The organism is Tunicatimonas pelagia (assembly GCF_030506325.1).
Lineage (GTDB): Bacteria > Bacteroidota > Bacteroidia > Cytophagales > Cyclobacteriaceae > Tunicatimonas > Tunicatimonas pelagia.
Genome location: NZ_CP120683.1, coordinates 781,660 through 796,999, shown reverse-complemented (window position 1 = coordinate 796,999; position 15,340 = coordinate 781,660). Strand labels below are relative to the sequence as shown.

At 43.6% G+C, this 15,340-nt stretch carries 12 protein-coding genes; 7 read left to right on the top strand and 5 right to left on the bottom strand.

The genetic code is table 11. The features are described from left to right. Both porV and P0M28_RS03165 read left to right on the top strand, forming a co-directional pair. Complete coding sequence (gene porV, locus P0M28_RS03170) at positions 1-1,260, top strand: type IX secretion system outer membrane channel protein PorV (RefSeq protein WP_302208016.1); 1,260 nt, start codon at positions 1-3, stop codon at positions 1,258-1,260. Positions 1,261-1,274: 14 nt separating this feature from the next. Next, entirely contained in the window at positions 1,275-2,018 is a 744-nt protein-coding gene (locus P0M28_RS03165; RefSeq protein ID WP_302208015.1) for a YebC/PmpR family DNA-binding transcriptional regulator, read from the top strand. A 106-nt stretch (positions 2,019-2,124) separates the two neighbouring features. On the opposite strand, the gene P0M28_RS03160 is transcribed toward P0M28_RS03165, so the two are convergent. The 5 genes from P0M28_RS03160 to miaA form a co-directional block, all read right to left on the bottom strand. Continuing rightward, positions 2,125-3,057 carry an alpha/beta fold hydrolase gene (locus P0M28_RS03160; protein WP_302208014.1) on the bottom strand — a complete coding sequence of 311 codons (933 nt, stop codon included), beginning with the start codon at positions 3,055-3,057 and terminating at the stop codon, positions 2,125-2,127. Between the two features lie 72 nt (positions 3,058-3,129). Further along, the gene (locus P0M28_RS03155; RefSeq protein WP_302208013.1) at positions 3,130-4,149 is read right to left on the bottom strand and encodes a BsuBI/PstI family type II restriction endonuclease; all 1,020 of its coding nucleotides are present in this window, start codon (positions 4,147-4,149) and stop codon (positions 3,130-3,132) included. Next, on the bottom strand, positions 4,124-5,155 hold the full coding sequence (locus tag P0M28_RS03150; RefSeq protein WP_302208012.1) for a DNA cytosine methyltransferase: 1,032 nt from the start codon (positions 5,153-5,155) through the stop codon (positions 4,124-4,126). The genes P0M28_RS03155 and P0M28_RS03150 overlap by 26 nt, the downstream gene beginning before the upstream one ends. A gap of 321 nt (positions 5,156-5,476) precedes the next feature. Next, positions 5,477-7,036 (bottom strand): NFACT family protein, encoded by a 1,560-nt coding sequence (locus P0M28_RS03145; RefSeq protein WP_302208010.1) that lies wholly within the window; start codon positions 7,034-7,036, stop codon positions 5,477-5,479. Positions 7,037-7,105: 69 nt separating this feature from the next. Then, entirely contained in the window at positions 7,106-8,038 is a 933-nt protein-coding gene (gene miaA, locus P0M28_RS03140; RefSeq protein WP_302208008.1) for a tRNA (adenosine(37)-N6)-dimethylallyltransferase MiaA, read from the bottom strand. Positions 8,039-8,116: 78 nt separating this feature from the next. On the opposite strand from miaA, the gene P0M28_RS03135 reads away from it, so the two are divergent. The 5 genes from P0M28_RS03135 (at position 8,117) to P0M28_RS03115 (ending at position 15,321) form a co-directional block, all read left to right on the top strand. Further along, positions 8,117-11,749 carry a PAS domain S-box protein gene (locus tag P0M28_RS03135; RefSeq protein WP_302208007.1) on the top strand — a complete coding sequence of 1,211 codons (3,633 nt, stop codon included), beginning with the start codon at positions 8,117-8,119 and terminating at the stop codon, positions 11,747-11,749. A gap of 29 nt (positions 11,750-11,778) precedes the next feature. Then, entirely contained in the window at positions 11,779-12,156 is a 378-nt protein-coding gene (locus P0M28_RS03130) for a response regulator (RefSeq protein WP_302208005.1), read from the top strand. A gap of 68 nt (positions 12,157-12,224) precedes the next feature. Continuing rightward, entirely contained in the window at positions 12,225-12,500 is a 276-nt protein-coding gene (locus tag P0M28_RS03125; RefSeq protein WP_302208003.1) for a hypothetical protein, read from the top strand. Further along, positions 12,497-13,258: an MBL fold metallo-hydrolase gene (locus P0M28_RS03120; protein WP_302208002.1), complete on the top strand. Its 762-nt coding sequence runs from the start codon at positions 12,497-12,499 to the stop codon at positions 13,256-13,258. The genes P0M28_RS03125 and P0M28_RS03120 overlap by 4 nt, the downstream gene beginning before the upstream one ends. A gap of 191 nt (positions 13,259-13,449) precedes the next feature. Then, complete coding sequence (locus tag P0M28_RS03115; RefSeq protein ID WP_302208001.1) at positions 13,450-15,321, top strand: DNA topoisomerase IV subunit B; 1,872 nt, start codon at positions 13,450-13,452, stop codon at positions 15,319-15,321. Positions 15,322-15,340 lie beyond the last annotated feature (19 nt).

The following is a 15,340-nucleotide window of genomic DNA, read 5'->3' as shown; positions in this document are numbered from 1 at the left end:
ATGAAGTATTTTATTCGTTACAGCTTTACCCTAATCGTCGCATTGGCTAGCCTAGGGATTAGTCAACACGTACTGGCTCAGGGCGGTGCAGCTACTGTTTTGGGGCAAGACGATACCCGAAGAGTAATCACTACAGCAGTACCCTTTTTAGCTATCTCACCCGATTCTCGCGCTAGTGGTATGGGAGATGTGGGGGTAGCTACTACGCCCGATGCCAACGCTACTCACTGGAATCCGGCTAAGCTAGCATTTCTGGAGCCTAGCTTTGGGGTTTCGGCTTCTTTTACTCCCTGGCTATCCAAGGTCGTGAACGATATGTCAATCTCGTACCTTTCAGCCTACAAAAAAATTAATCAGCAGCAAGCGTTAGGGTTATCTATGCGCTACTTCGATTTGGGCGATATTCAGTTAACTGACCAGCAAGGCGGACTACTAAACTTGGTGAGTCCTCGTGAATTTTCTTTAGCAGCCACTTTTGCATTGCAGTTGGGCGAAAATCTCAGTGCCGGACTAACCGGTCGCTTTATCCACTCTAACTTATTATCAAATACGGGTTCTAATGGCACGGAAGGTCAGGCCGGGATCAGTGGAGCGGCAGATTTAGGGGTTTACTATACCAAGGATGTTGTGTTCAATGGTAATGAAGGAAACTGGGCATTTGGAGCGAATCTATCCAATGTTGGAGCTAGAATCACCTACTTGGACGAAAATCAAGCTGATTTCATCCCGACTAACTTAAGACTTGGCGGTGCGTTCACCACCTACCTTGACCCTTACAACAAACTTACGTTTGCGGTAGATTTTAATAAGCTATTAGTGCCAACAACACCAATTTATTTACGAGATTCAATCACAGATCGGGTAATCGTTAATGCTAATAATGATCCGATAATTGCACCTGGCGGTGGGAAAGATCCTGATCGCCCCTTTCTATCGGCTATGTTTGGCTCCTTTGCCGATGCCCCGGATGGATTCAGCGAAGAGTTGCGGGAAGTGATGATCTCGGCGGGAGTAGAATACTGGTATAATAATTTGTTTGCCGTGCGAACGGGCTATTTTTACGAGCACGAGAGTAAAGGGAATCGTAAGTACTTTACTGCTGGTTTAGGATTGCGCTACCAAGTGTTTGGGGTAGACTTTGCCTACTTGCTGCCCCAGGATCAGAACCATCCACTGCAAGAAACCCTTCGTATCTCATTGCATTTTAACATCGATGCTACTCCTACCGAAACCATCGGTGAAGAATCAGATCTGAATTAAAAGACGTTCGCAGTATGGCCGGACACAGTAAATGGGCAAACATAAAGCGGCGAAAGGGTGCCCAAGATGCTAAACGAGGTAAAATATTTACCAAGCTCATCAAAGAAATAACCGTATCAGCCAAAGAAGGTGGTGCTGACCCGGACGGAAACCCACGCTTGCGCCTCGCTATTCAGAATGCCAAAGGGGCTAATATGCCCAAAGATACCATTGAGCGGGCGGTGAGCAAAGGCTCAGGAGCGGATGGTGACGACTACCAAGAAGTAACCTACGAAGGCTACGCCCCGCACGGGGTGGCGGTGTTTCTAGAATGCACCACCGATAACCTCAACCGTACGGTAGCGAATGTACGAGCTACGTTTACCAAACACGGGGGTAGCTTGAGTAAAAATGGCTCGGTAGAATATCTGTTCGACCGCAAAGGAGTATTTCTCTTTCCCCACCCCGAACGTATGAGTGAAGATGAGCTAATGCTGGAACTGATTGATGGCGGAGCCGAAGATGTAGCTTACGAAGAAGGACTAGTACAAGTAACCAGCGCGATGGAAGATTTCGGTTCCCTACAATCCAAACTAGATGCGCTATCCATAGAACCGGAAAATGCCGAACTTCAGCGCATTCCTACCACCAGCGTAACGCTAGATGATGAAGCTCTGCTCAGTGTGATGAAGCTTATTGACGTGCTGGAAGACGATGACGACGTTGCGAAGGTCTACCACAATGCCGATGTGACTGAGGAGCAGGTTGAGCTATTGTGACAGTATTTTGGTGCGAATTTGGTGGAGCGGCATGCATGTAACGGTTTAGCTAAACGCAGTGGCCCTGTATAGGGCTATTGCTGTTTAGCTTTTGTTGTGTGGAGTTTTAATTCTCTTTCAATGCTTTCGCAAACTTTATAGACGCTTCGAGTATTTCTTGACCTCTTCCTAGAATACCCTGATGATCCTCTCCATCAAAGATATGCAGTTTGCTATTTTTCACTTCTCTCACTACTCTTTTTGCTATCCCTATTGGAACATTCGTATCTTCTGTCCCTACAAAAACCATTACTGGTACACCGATTTCTTTTAATTCGAACCCTAAAGGGTGAGCATAGAGTGCTGCGTCTCTTACTGCACCTTTTGTTCCATTACGGAAAGATGATAGTTGGGCATATCCCATTATCGAACCCCATCCCTTACGCCCCATAAAATCCCCTGTCTGCACTGATCTTTTAGCAACACCTTTAAGACTCTGCATAATCAGCCCACAGAGAAATGGTACACTATCTGCAAGTTTAAGTGTCCATTTTGTAGCAGCACTTTGCGCTCTTTTTTCTTCTTTTGTTGCAGGCAGCATACCAGCAATCAAAATGATGGCATTAATTCTATTAGCTAAGTTTTGATGAGCTCCACATGCACAAGCATAAGCCCCGCCACCAGAAGTTCCAGCAACAGAAAATCGTTTAATGTTGAGATAATCTGCTACTTCTGCTAAATCAGAGGCCCAGCTTAAGAATGTCAAACCTTCCTGATAATCAGAAAGTCCCATTCCTGGACGATCAACACCAATTATCCGAATATTAAGGTTGGCGGCTGATTCAGCAAAAAACAACGCTTCAATACGTGAACTGGCTGCACCGTGATTATAAAACACTGGTGCACCATTTGGATCTCCTACATCCAAATAACCAACTTTTCTACCATCACTCAGCGTGAGGACATCACCAATATCAGGATGAATTTTTGAAGCATGCTGATTAATTGAAAGTTTTCTGTCTTCGTGTGCTAATTGCATTTGAATATTCTTATTTCGCATAACGGCTCGCATATGGTGTCGTGGCTGACGTTAGGAAGCCATGCACTATATGCATTGTTGTGCCTAGTGTTTTTACTTTTCTTCCTTATATGGACCCAAAAACTTATCCCCATTGAAGTGAACCAAGCGGTCAGGATTATCTGCTATCCAAACTTCAGTTTCCCAAGCAATGTCAGCCATAAATTGTCGAAACTTTGGTCTGTTCAAAAATGCAGTTACATATACAATGTCTGCTTTACAGCCCTTAGTCAACTTTTGAAGTTGAATCAACCGTAATTCACTGATTGGCCCTGATGAATGCACTGCTTCAATCAAGTAAAGCCAATTCTTTTTCTTGGAACAGGCAATCACATCTGGTAATTCTTCGTGTGAAATTTCGAAGAAGTTCAATTTTTCAAGTTTTTCTTTCTCCAAATACAGATATTTGTCAGAAGTGTCGCCAACATAAAGGATTTCTGCACCATGTCCATATCTTGGAAGAAAATCTTCAATTATTGCCTTTTGTAAATCGTTGTGTTCTCCCGCGGAAAAAGTTAGTTCGCCACCCGAAGGAAGAGTTACATTAACTTTTGCCATTTCCCTTTGGCGTTTAAGTTTTTTACTGATAGGCTCGATATTCTTGAGCTTGTCAGATACCATTTTCTCCCAATTCTTTGAGCCAAATGCTCTAAGAAGTTCGGCATATGTTGGGTTGATTGAATAGCCCCTTGTCGAGTCGTTGGTTGCTGAGTTTGGGCTAGATTGTAAAACGATTTCTGCAACCGTTAGCAACTTGAGGTCTTTTCTTCGAATGTCATCATAAGAACCCGAGCTAATGTCTTCTCCAAAATGCTTGTTAACATAGATGATTATATCCCTTGTTTTCAAGGAATGACCACTATTTAGGTCTTTTGCACGTTTAAAATCCGAAAGTTTTTTGATGTCACCACTTGCTAGAAATGCGATTGCCATTCTTTCCAACCTTCTCGGGGTTGAATCCAATGGAATTCCAAATGTCTCAAGAATAAAAAGTGTGGTGTTTATCAGTTCCTGTACCTGTTTGCTTTTCTCCCTAAAGGTTTTGGATTTATCGGGACTGATATACTGCTTCATTCTCAAATAATTTTAATTGGTCGTTTTCCGTAGTGATATAGTGGGCTTCAACACCGTCTGTCAAATGATTTTTGATGTTTAGTGCCAAATGATATGCGAAGTAAGGTGCAACAGCATTTCCGATTTGGTTAAACTGATGTGTTTCTGTTCCTGAGAATTCAAACCAATCAGGAAAACTTTGAAGTCTCGCAGCTTCTCTAACCGTAATTCTGCGTCTTCTCCCATCCTTTAATCGAACTCGATGCATGTCTCCTGTTGCACCCGCTAAATTTCTACATGTCAATGTTCTTGCAGGTCTATCTAAGTATAAGTCTCTTGGATTTATGCACTTGGAAGCCTTTTCATACTTGGCGACATATCTGTCCATGGATTCAGTAAAGAACTTAGAATCTTCATCAAATTGAAAAGCGAGCTCCCCTAATGCTTGACCTGCCGTTACCTTTCTATTTACCTTTTTTGGTAGGTTTATTTTTTTCTTTGACCCGATTACTATAACTCGTTCTCTGTTCTGTGGTACTTCGTAGTTCAGAGCATTCAAAAGGGCATAATTGATAAAATACCCTAAGCTTTCAAGTTCTTCTATGACTTCCTTCAAATACCATTTATTCTTGTAAAGCATTCCACGAACATTCTCAAATAACAGGACTTCAGGGTCAAGTTGTCTGATTGCAGATAAGAAAATTGGGAATCCATCTCTAGAATCTTTCAAGCCAAGCTGCTTGCCACCAACACTAAATGGCTGACAAGGTGGTCCACCAATCACGACATCCGCCTTTGGGTATACCGATTCTACTGTCAGCTTTTCGTTGAAGCATTGTCCAATCAAGTTCTTATTGTATGTCTGGGTGGCTGGTTCGTCCATTTCATAACCAATCGTTCGAAACCCATGAGCTTCGAAACCAAGGGAAAGCCCACCGCAACCCGCAAAAAGGTCAACTACTGTTTTATTCAAATCAGAGTCCACCCAAGGCTTCAACTTTTCATTTATCTCTTCCCAATATTCCATTCTCGAAAGTTACGAATTTGTAATGTGGTTTCTATTTCTTCACATTAGGCACAACAACTGTATAAACGCACCGGTGCGTTTATTTGTCATATATCTATGATGTTTTCGTTGGATTAATGCCTAAATTTACTAAGAAAAAAATATTAGTTATTACTTTTCTTAGAGGGTGTGGGCTATTCATTTTAAATAGATTAAACGCTTGAAAACATTTACAATCGTTTACTCCCGACTGATCTTTTCTCGCTATACCGTTGCCGTATGTGAATATACAAAAATAGATACTGATTTCTGTCAAGACACTGCTAACGGTAACACCATAAACTACTTCGGCAATTTTGGCTCCACCATTACTACTTCTTCGCGGTCAACCATCACGGCGCCCGGAGGTAAGTTCTTAGATTTGCGAACGTATTTGCGAGGGGTAACAATCACAGGGCAGAGAGAATCACTTTTTCGTTTAGAGTAGTAAGCGGCAATTTGGGCAGCTTGCTCAATAATGTAGGGTGGGGGAGGTTGGTTGCCTTGTTGTTTAATAATAACGTGCGAGCCGGTCACGTCTTTGGCGTGTAACCATAGATCATCCTTACGGGAGTAGTTCCGAAGTAGTTCGTCGTTGTTTTTAGCGCTCTTTCCCACCCAAACCGTGTAGCCGTCCAGATCAAACACCCGAAACGGAAAGCTTCTTTCTTCTTCGGCCTTTCCACTCAGCAACTGATATTCCTCAGCGTATTGTTGAATTTTCGATAAATCAGCCAATGGTTCTAGATGTTCCAAGTGAACTTCGGTATCGATTTGCTGGGTCTCTTTCTGCTCAATATTTTTGCGAAGTTGGGCAATCTCTATTTTTTGGTTTTTGGCTTTACGGTAGTAACGCTCAGCATTTTTCTGAGGCGAAAGCCGTTGGTTCAGCTTGATAGTTACCGTTTGGTCGTGATAAAAATCGTACAACGCTACTTCCGTGGCTCCTTCCGAAATTTGGTGCAGGTTGGCCATCAGAATATCCGCTATCTGCTGATGTTGCAGTCCGGTTTCCAGTTTTTCTAAAGTACGCTGATTTTTCCTGATATACTGCTCACTTTGTTTTTTTTGCTTCTCTAGTTTCTGCAGCAATTTCCCTTTCAGGCTATCGAGCCGAATACGCTTGATTTTACGAAGAAAAAAATCATTCAGGGCGGGTATTGATTCGGCAAACTGTGCCACTATGCTTCCTATTGAAAGTAAGCTTAGGTGCAGCTTGCCCTGCCACTCTACTACCAAGTATTGGTCAGGGTTCTCCAGTTGGGTAAGAAGTGACTGGAGTAACTGCCACTGCTCGTCGGGCGATTTGTTTTCGTAATCTTGCTGCTGCAAATAAGCGAGAGGAATTGTCCCAAAGGTGGGGTAAAGCTGCCGGATATTTCCCTCAACAGCATCAAACGTAGTGCGGTCAATAGCGAGCGGACGGTTTAGAGAAGAAATGTCCAGCGAATAATCGTTAGCCAAGCTGCTGCGAAAAACATCAGTAACTTGGTTACCTTCGGTAAGCAGCACGTTCGCCCGGTTGCCGTGCATCTTGAATAATAAACCCTGTTCGCCAAAATGCAACCAAAAACTGCGTTCGTTAGTAAACTGCTGAATTTCAGTGATTTCCTGATCCAGAAGTTGCGAAAATAAATCAATGCTGTTGCGCTTAGCCCGATGAAACTGAACCGGAAACTGTAGACAACAGAAATAAGAAGCGAAGTGGGCTTTAATGAAAAGCTCTTTCTGATTGGACGCGTGGTAGAACCCCAAAATCAGCTCGTCTTTATTCTGACTAAAGCACGCCCCTAATTTCCAGCCGAGCAACTGATCGCGAAGTACATTGGTGAGCTGACGTAAAAAGTAATAGTTATGGTGCATAGAAGGGTAATGATTAATGAACAATGATTAATGAACTATAGCTACGTGGTAGACATCAATCACCACTCATCATTCATTAATCATTTGATTGTCGATGTGCTTAATCAGGCTAGAGAGCAACTGACCGCTCAATAGATCGGAGTCAAACCATTTGATTTCCGGATCTTGGTTAAACCAGGTCCACTGCCGTTTGGCGTAACGCCGGCTATTACGTTTAATCAGGCGAATGGCTTCATCCCGGTCGTATTGTCCTGCAAAGTACGGAAACCATTCTTGGTAGCCTACCGTACGTAGCGCATTCAGGTGTTGATACGGTAACAAGGTCTTGGCTTCGGCTTCTAATCCGGCTTCAATCATCTGGTCTACCCGCTGATTAATTCGTTGGTAGAGCGTATCACGGTTCATAGTAAGCCCAATTTTGATAATTTGAAACGGACGGGGTTGTAGGGGTTTTCGCTGGTTCCTAAATTCAGAAAAAGGCTTCCCCGAACTACGGTAAACCTCTAATGCTCGCAGTACGCGACGGTGGTTTTGCTGATCTATCTGCTCGTAGTAAATCGGATCGATTCGCCGAAGTTCTTCCAGTAAGAAATTTAACCCCTTGGTTTGATATTGCTCCTGCCAAAAGTTACGCGATTCTTCCGAAATATCTGGCATAGCATCTATCCCTTCGCAGAGCGTTTTCACGTATAAGCCCGAGCCGCCAGTGGCTACTACGAATGAGTATTTTCGGAACAGTTGCTCAGTAAGTGATAACGCATCTTGCTCGAACTGCTTTACGTCGTACGCTTGGGTAATTGGTAAACTATTAACCAAATGGTGCGGAACTTGAGCCAACTCATCAGGGTTTGGCTTAGCGGTTCCTATCGTCATCTCGCGGTAAAACTGCCGGGAATCAGTGGAGACAATTTCGGTTTGATAGTGTTGAGCTAACCGAATACACACTTTCGTTTTTCCTACGGCAGTAGGTCCCACGACCATAATAAGCGTTGATGATGTCATAACCAGCATTACGGAAAATACCAGACTTTGGATTTGTACTTGCTTATTCCGTAAATTAGAAAAATCCATAACTCCTCTATGGCGAGTATTGAGAAAATATCATCTTTAGAACAAGAGAACCAGCAACTGAAGGCAGAAATTGCCCAGATGCAACGCAGCGAGCAGATGGAGGCGGTCTCGCTGACTCACCTGCAAAACTCGTTACTGCACGCTGAGCTACTAGTGGTGTCTACTAATCAGTTGGGGGAAATCACGTATTGTAATCATGCTTTTGCTCACGCAGTAGGACGGTCATCAGAACAGATGCAGGGTCATAATTTGTTCGATGAGCTGGAGCCGCTACGGGGTGAGAAGCTTACGATTGGGCAATTTATTAAGCTAACTAAAACACGTAAAGAAAATAGTAGTATTAAGCGATTCATTCGCACCTTATCTGGCCATAAACTGACCATCAATATCCAAAGCATCATTCTTCATCAGGAAGGTAGCCAGGGGCTTACAATCATTGCTGAAGATATTACACAGTACAAACAAGTGCGAAAGAAGCTGCAACAAAGTAATCGGCAGTTGGCGGAACTCTACAACCGCTCTTACGATCTGATTGTGGTAGCGGATGAGGAGGGAAAAGTTTTGATGGCTAATAAAGCTTTTCACGTAAAGCTAAAGTATCGGGACGCCGAAATAGAGAAAGTATCCTTGCTCGATATTGTTGCGGTCAATTACCGAGAACAGTTTCAGGCATTCTGGCAGCGAATCTTAATCCAAGAGCAATCAGATAATTTTCGGTTTGCATTTACCTCGAGTCGGGGTGAACTTATTCACGTTTCTGGCACACTAACGGCTAGCTTACAGGATGGAAAAACGCGGGTGCGAGGTGTTTTTCATGATGTTAGCGAGCAGGTGCGGGCAGATCAGTCCCGGAGCTTGTACTACAGCATTTCAAACCTAGTGTTACAAAGCCCGACCTTGGATAATTTGTATCCAAATATCCACCGAGAGCTGAATAGAACCGTAGCTACCGAAGATTTAATTATCGCTACTTGGCGGGAAGATCAGTTAAACTTTGTCTATGAAAAAGGCCAAGATACTGAGCGTTACGAGCACGAAAGTCAGCACAAAGCCTTAGAAGCACTTTGCCAGTACACCATACTCGTAAACCGACCGCTATTCCTGCATCAGTCTGATATTCTTGAGCTACAGCAGTCAAAAAAGATTCCGGCTGCGCCTATGATTCCTAAAATCTGGATAGGCATTCCGCTCAAAATTCGGGGTACAGTAGTGGGAATACTTGCTTTGCAAAATTTTGATCAAGCCAACCAAGTAGGCATTAATGATTTTGAGCTGCTTGATTTTGTTTCCGGGCAAATTGCCCTGATTGTAGAACGAAAGCGAAGCGAAGAAGCCTTACGAGATTACACGGGGCAGTTAAGGGCAATCTTTGAAAGTAGCACGCATCTTATTTGGTCAGTAGACCAAGATTTACGCCTTACTACCTTTAATCGTAATTTCAAGAACACTTTTCGCTCTCACTTCGGGGTAGAGCCAATGGTGGGTGAGGTATATAATCCGTTAGATGAAAAAACCACGGAGCGGTATCTGGAGCAGTGGAGGGAAAAATACTTGCAAGTATTTGAAGGAGATATTGCCCACTTTGAGGCGAAGATGCGCTTTGGTAAGGACGTAGTGATCTGGAAATCAGTTTTTCTGAACCCGATCTACCGCGAAGATGGTAGCATTCGGGAGGTTTCGGGTATTGCCCACGATATTACCCAGCGTCGTCAGTCAGAGCAAGCCTTAACCGAGAGTGAAGAAAAGTTCCGAACCATCTTTGAGTCATTTCAAGATATTTACTTCCGCTGCCGCTTAGACGGAACAATGACGATGATTAGCCCGTCGGTACAGGAGCTTACGGCCTATGCCGTAGACGAGGTACAGGGAAAAGATATTACCAACTACTATCTGTACGATAAGAAAACCAAAAACCTTATTCGTCAATTGGTGAAAAACAAGCGGGTGCGAAACTTTGAGGCCACTGTAATTAGCAAATCGGGTAAGCTAATTCCTTGTATCTGCAACGTACGATTAATCGGCAACTTATCGGGTAAAACCACCGAAATAGAAGGGGTGCTGCGCGACATCACCCAACTGAAAGAAACCACCCGCGCGCTGCAAAAAGCCAAAGATGTGGCGGAGCAATCCTTAAAAGCCAAAGAAGCCTTCCTAGCCAATATGAGTCACGAAATTCGGACTCCGATGAACGGAGTAATCAGCATGGTGGATATGCTGGCCGATACCCGTTTGAACGAAGAGCAGGCCGACTATGTGCAAACTATTAAGTATTCTTCCGAAACGCTGCTCACCATTCTAAATGATATTCTAGATTTATCTAAAATAGAAGCGGGCAAAATGCAGTTGCACTTCACCGCCCTGCCGCTAGAAAGAATACTGGAGAAAAACCATAATCTTTTTGCTCAGCAAGCTGCCTCTAAAAATATCCGGTTTGCGTATCAGATCGAAGCAGACTTGCCTAAGCATATTTGGGTAGACGAAATCCGGCTGCTACAAATATTATCTAATCTTACTTCTAACGCTATTAAATTTACTGAACACGGGCAAGTGCTTGTTCAGGTAGAGAAAGTTATTCTTGAGGGGGAGAGTGATACTCCAGCCAACCAGCACACAATCAAAGTTTTAGTGCAGGACTCTGGTATTGGTATATCTCAGAAAGACCAAGATGAGCTGTTTGAAAGCTTTAATCAGGTAGACCCATCTACCTCGAAGAAATACAAGGGTACGGGGCTAGGCTTATCCATTGCCCGGCAACTCACTAGCCTAATGCAGGGCGATATCGGAGTGTATTCCGAACCGGATCAGGGCAGTACTTTTTGGTTTACCTTCGTAGCTCAGGAAGCACAAGCTGACGAGGTTCAGCCAACTTCGGTCGAAGACGCTACTATCTACTTTACCGATAGCACTCCGCAAGTGTTGGTGGTAGATGATAATGCCATTAATCGTAAGGTGGTGTACCAGATGCTTAAAAAGAGCGGCTGCGAGGTAGTATTGGCCAGTAGCGGCGAAGAGGCTATCGGCATTGTGCAACAGCAAACATTTGATGTTATTTACATGGATATCCAGATGCCCGGTATGGACGGTATTGAAGCAACCCGTCGGATTCGGGCATTGAACCTTGCAGAAGTTCCCCCTATTATTGCTCTCACTGCTTACTCGCTACCGGGCGATAAAGAAAAATTTATGAAGGCGGGGATGGATGATTATTTGGCTAAGCCTATTAGAAAAAATATTATTACCAAAACTGCTGCTTTGCTAGGGGTGGGACAAGAAGAGGACCCGTCGAGTATTTACGAAGCAGCGGATGCCCACCAGCAACTAATCAATTGGGATACACTGAAAACGCTGGAAAAATACGGGGGTAGGGAGTTGGTAGTAGAGAGCTTGCAAGAGTTTGAAATGGAGGCGAAAGAATTATTGGCTGATGCGGCGGTAGGGATAGAAAAGCGCGATTATCAGCAAATTTTATCTAAATTGCACACATTGAAAGGCAACGCTGGCACGTTGGGTTTGGAAAGTATTGCGTATTATACTAAACTCATTGAATCAAACGTGAAAGAAAACAAACTGAACAACCTTCATCAGGATTTTAAAACCCTCACTCGGGAATTTGTCCGATTCCAGGAGAGTTACAAAGAATAACCTATGTATCAACCAGAAAAATTAAGATCATGTCTGATAGAAAACAAGTGCTTGTAGCCGAAGATAGTTCGGTAATACAGAACCTTACCAAGAAAGTCCTTCAGTTCCAAAATTACGATATTGAATCAGCTCGCGATGGACAGCAAGTGCTGGATATGCTGAAGCAGAAAAACTACGACATCATTCTAATGGATATTAATATGCCAAAGATGAATGGTATGGAATGCAGTAAGCAAATCCGTAGCATGGATGATGATAAGAAGTCGCAGGTACCCATTATTGCCATTTCTGGCAATGCTAGTAATTACACCGAAGAAGATTTTCAAAAAGCGGGTATGGATGAGTACATTCCTAAGCCAATCAACTTCGACCATTTAGTAGAAGTAGTTAAAAAACACACTGAATAATGACGAATGAATAATGATTAATGACTGATGAAAGACACTAATCATCAGTCATTATTCATCAACAAGCTATGCAAATAAAATACACCCCTCATTATCTTCGCAAACTAGAAGAATTGCTCAATGAGTCGGGCTATGTGCTGCGTTACGAGAAGGGGAGTTTTAAATCAGGCTATTGCATCTTGCGCGATACCTGCTTGGTGATCGTGAATAAGTACTACACGCTGGAAGGAAAAATTAATTGCTTGCTGGAAATAGTCCGGCAGTTAGATATTGACCCGGAAAAGCTATCGCCTAAGCAACGAAAACTATTAGTAGATCTGCTGGAAATACCTAATCCACTTTGAAAGTAACATTTTTAGGTACGGGCACCTCTCAGGGTGTGCCAGTGATTGGGTGCAGTTGCGAGGTGTGTACTTCGGTAGATTTTCGCGATAAACGGCTGCGGACTTCAGTGCATATCGAAGTAAATGGGAAAAGTATCATTATTGACTCGGGACCGGACTTTCGGCAGCAGGTGCTGGCTAATCGTATCCGCCAATTAGATGCGCTAGTGTTTACCCATGAGCACAAAGACCATACCGCCGGAATGGACGATGTAAGGAGCTTTAATTTCTTGCAACAGCGTTCAATGCCCGTTTATGCCCACCCCCGGGTACAGGAAAGCCTAAAGCGGGAGTTTTCTTACGTTTTTGCCGAAAAAAAATATCCGGGCGTGCCCCAAATTGATTTGCACTCAATTGGCTTAGCCCCTTTTCAAGCAGCGGGTGTTACCCTTCAACCGGTAGAAGTGATGCATTACAAACTTCCGGTTTTAGGTTTTCGGGTTCATGACTTCACCTACATTACCGATGCTAAAACTATTGCTGAAGAGGAAAAAGAGAAAATTAGAGGCAGTAAAGTTTTAGTACTCAACGCCCTGCAAAAACAACCCCACATCTCTCATTTTACGCTTGACGAAGCCCTGGCGATGGTAGAAGAACTGCAACCAAAGCAAGCTTACTTTACCCATCTTAGCCACCGTATGGGAACCCATCGCAATGTAGAAAAAGAACTGCCCGGTAATGTGCAAATTGCTTACGATGGGTTGACAATCACCGTTTAGCACTGTGGTGTTCGGCCGTTCAAGACTCAGATATCTTTAGACCGCCAAAAATATTATTGAATAAAATAATTATTATGAGTATAAAATACTTTTTTTAAGTATATTTGAACTTTCAAATCAAATTATTTTTTTCAGTTTCCGTTCTTCAAAACAAATAGGTTCTTTAATATTGAAGATCATAACTACTAACTATGGCAAATAACACCGCAACATACAACGAAGATAGTATCCGATCCTTAGATTGGCGCGAGCATATTCGCCTACGACCCGGTATGTACATTGGTAAGCTGGGTGATGGTTCTTCGGCCGATGATGGTATCTACGTACTACTGAAAGAAGTCATTGACAACAGTATTGATGAGTACGTGATGGGCTTTGGTAAAACCATTGAAATCAGCATTACCGACCATCGGGTAGAGGTGCGCGACTACGGGCGGGGCATTCCGCTCGGAAAAGTGGTAGATTGTGTTTCTAAAATTAACACCGGCGGTAAGTACGATTCGGCAGCGTTCCAAAAGTCGGTAGGGCTGAACGGAGTGGGAACTAAGGCCGTGAACGCGCTTTCTACCTACTTCAAGGTACAATCGTTCCGAGATGGAAAAACGAAACTCGCTGAGTTTGACCGAGGCGACGTTATAAAAGATGCCCGTATTGGTAAATCTGATCAGAAAAACGGAACCTCTATCGTCTTCGAACCCGACGGTAAGGTATTTAAGAATTTTCACTTCCGCCCGCAGTATATTGAAAATCAAATCTGGAACTACGCTTTTCTCAACGCTGGGCTTACCATTATTTTCAATGGGAAGAAGTTCCGCTCGGAAAATGGCTTAAAAGATCTGCTGGAAAAGAAAACCAAAGAAGAAAGCCTACGCTACCCTATCATTCACCTCCAGGGTGATGACATTGAAGTGGCTCTTTCTCATTCTGACCAGTACGGCGAAGAGTACTATTCCTTTGTCAACGGACAGTATACTACGCAAGGTGGAACCCACCTGCAAGCCTTCCGCGAAGCCATTGTAGAAACCGTGCGGAAGCACTACAACAAGCAGTATGATGTACAGGACATTCGCAACAGCATTGTGGCGGCAGTTTCAGTACGAGTGCAGGAACCGGTGTTTGAATCACAGACGAAGACCAAGCTAGGTTCACTCAATGTGGCTCCCAAAGGGCCATCAATGCGGCAGTTTGTGGGCGATTTTATTAAGCAACGGCTAGATAATTTTCTGCACCGCAATAAACCCGTAGCTGAGGCACTGGAAAAACGAATTAAACAGTCGGAACGGGAGCGCAAGGAAATTGCGGGTATCAAAAAGCTAGCCAACGAACGGGCTAAAAAAGCGAACTTACATAATAAGAAACTACGCGATTGTCGCATCCATTTGGACGATAAGCACAATGGCAAAGGAGAAGATCGTCGACCGGATACGATGGTGTTCATCACCGAGGGAGATTCGGCCAGTGGTTCTATCACCAAAGCCCGCGATGTGCAAACTCAGGCGGTGTTTAGTCTGCGGGGAAAACCACTAAACTGCTTCTCACTAACGAAGAAAGTGGTGTACGAAAATGAGGAGTTCAACCTGTTGCAACACGCTTTGAATATTGAGGATGGGCTAGACGGTTTGCGTTACCAAAAAATTATTGTAGCCACGGATGCCGACGTAGACGGAATGCATATTCGCTTGTTGCTGCTAACGTTCTTCTTGCAGTTCTTCCCCGATTTGGTACGGCAGGGGCACGTATTTATTCTAGAGACTCCGCTCTTCCGGGTTCGGAATAAAAAAGAAACCATTTATTGCTACAACGAAGAAGAAAAGCAACGAGCGATGGAAAAGCTGGGCAGCAAGCCCGAAATTACCCGATTTAAAGGTTTAGGTGAGATTTCTCCCGACGAGTTTGGGCAGTTTATTGGCGAAGACATTCGGCTAGAGCCAGTACTACTTGACGATGAAACCAACACCAAAAAGCTACTAACGTTTTACATGGGAAAGAACACCTCTAACCGCCAAGAGTTTATTATTGATAGACTGCGGGTAGAAAAGGATTTGGTGGAAGAGATAGTCTAAAGTTAAACTTTTAATATTA

Excerpts from the sequence above, each read along its gene's own strand:
- porV (WP_302208016.1), top strand. The coding sequence starts at position 1 with ATGAAGTATTTTATTCGTTACAGCTTTACCCTAATCGTCGCATTGGCT.
- P0M28_RS03165 (WP_302208015.1), top strand. The coding sequence starts at position 1,275 with ATGGCCGGACACAGTAAATGGGCAAACATAAAGCGGCGAAAGGGTGCC.
- P0M28_RS03160 (WP_302208014.1), bottom strand. The coding sequence starts at position 3,057 with ATGCGAAATAAGAATATTCAAATGCAATTAGCACACGAAGACAGAAAA.
- P0M28_RS03155 (WP_302208013.1), bottom strand. The coding sequence starts at position 4,149 with ATGAAGCAGTATATCAGTCCCGATAAATCCAAAACCTTTAGGGAGAAA.
- P0M28_RS03150 (WP_302208012.1), bottom strand. The coding sequence starts at position 5,155 with ATGGAATATTGGGAAGAGATAAATGAAAAGTTGAAGCCTTGGGTGGAC.
- P0M28_RS03145 (WP_302208010.1), bottom strand. The coding sequence starts at position 7,036 with ATGCACCATAACTATTACTTTTTACGTCAGCTCACCAATGTACTTCGC.
- miaA (WP_302208008.1), bottom strand. The coding sequence starts at position 8,038 with ATGACATCATCAACGCTTATTATGGTCGTGGGACCTACTGCCGTAGGA.
- P0M28_RS03135 (WP_302208007.1), top strand. The coding sequence starts at position 8,117 with ATGGCGAGTATTGAGAAAATATCATCTTTAGAACAAGAGAACCAGCAA.
- P0M28_RS03130 (WP_302208005.1), top strand. The coding sequence starts at position 11,779 with ATGTCTGATAGAAAACAAGTGCTTGTAGCCGAAGATAGTTCGGTAATA.
- P0M28_RS03125 (WP_302208003.1), top strand. The coding sequence starts at position 12,225 with ATGCAAATAAAATACACCCCTCATTATCTTCGCAAACTAGAAGAATTG.
- P0M28_RS03115 (WP_302208001.1), top strand. The coding sequence starts at position 13,450 with ATGGCAAATAACACCGCAACATACAACGAAGATAGTATCCGATCCTTA.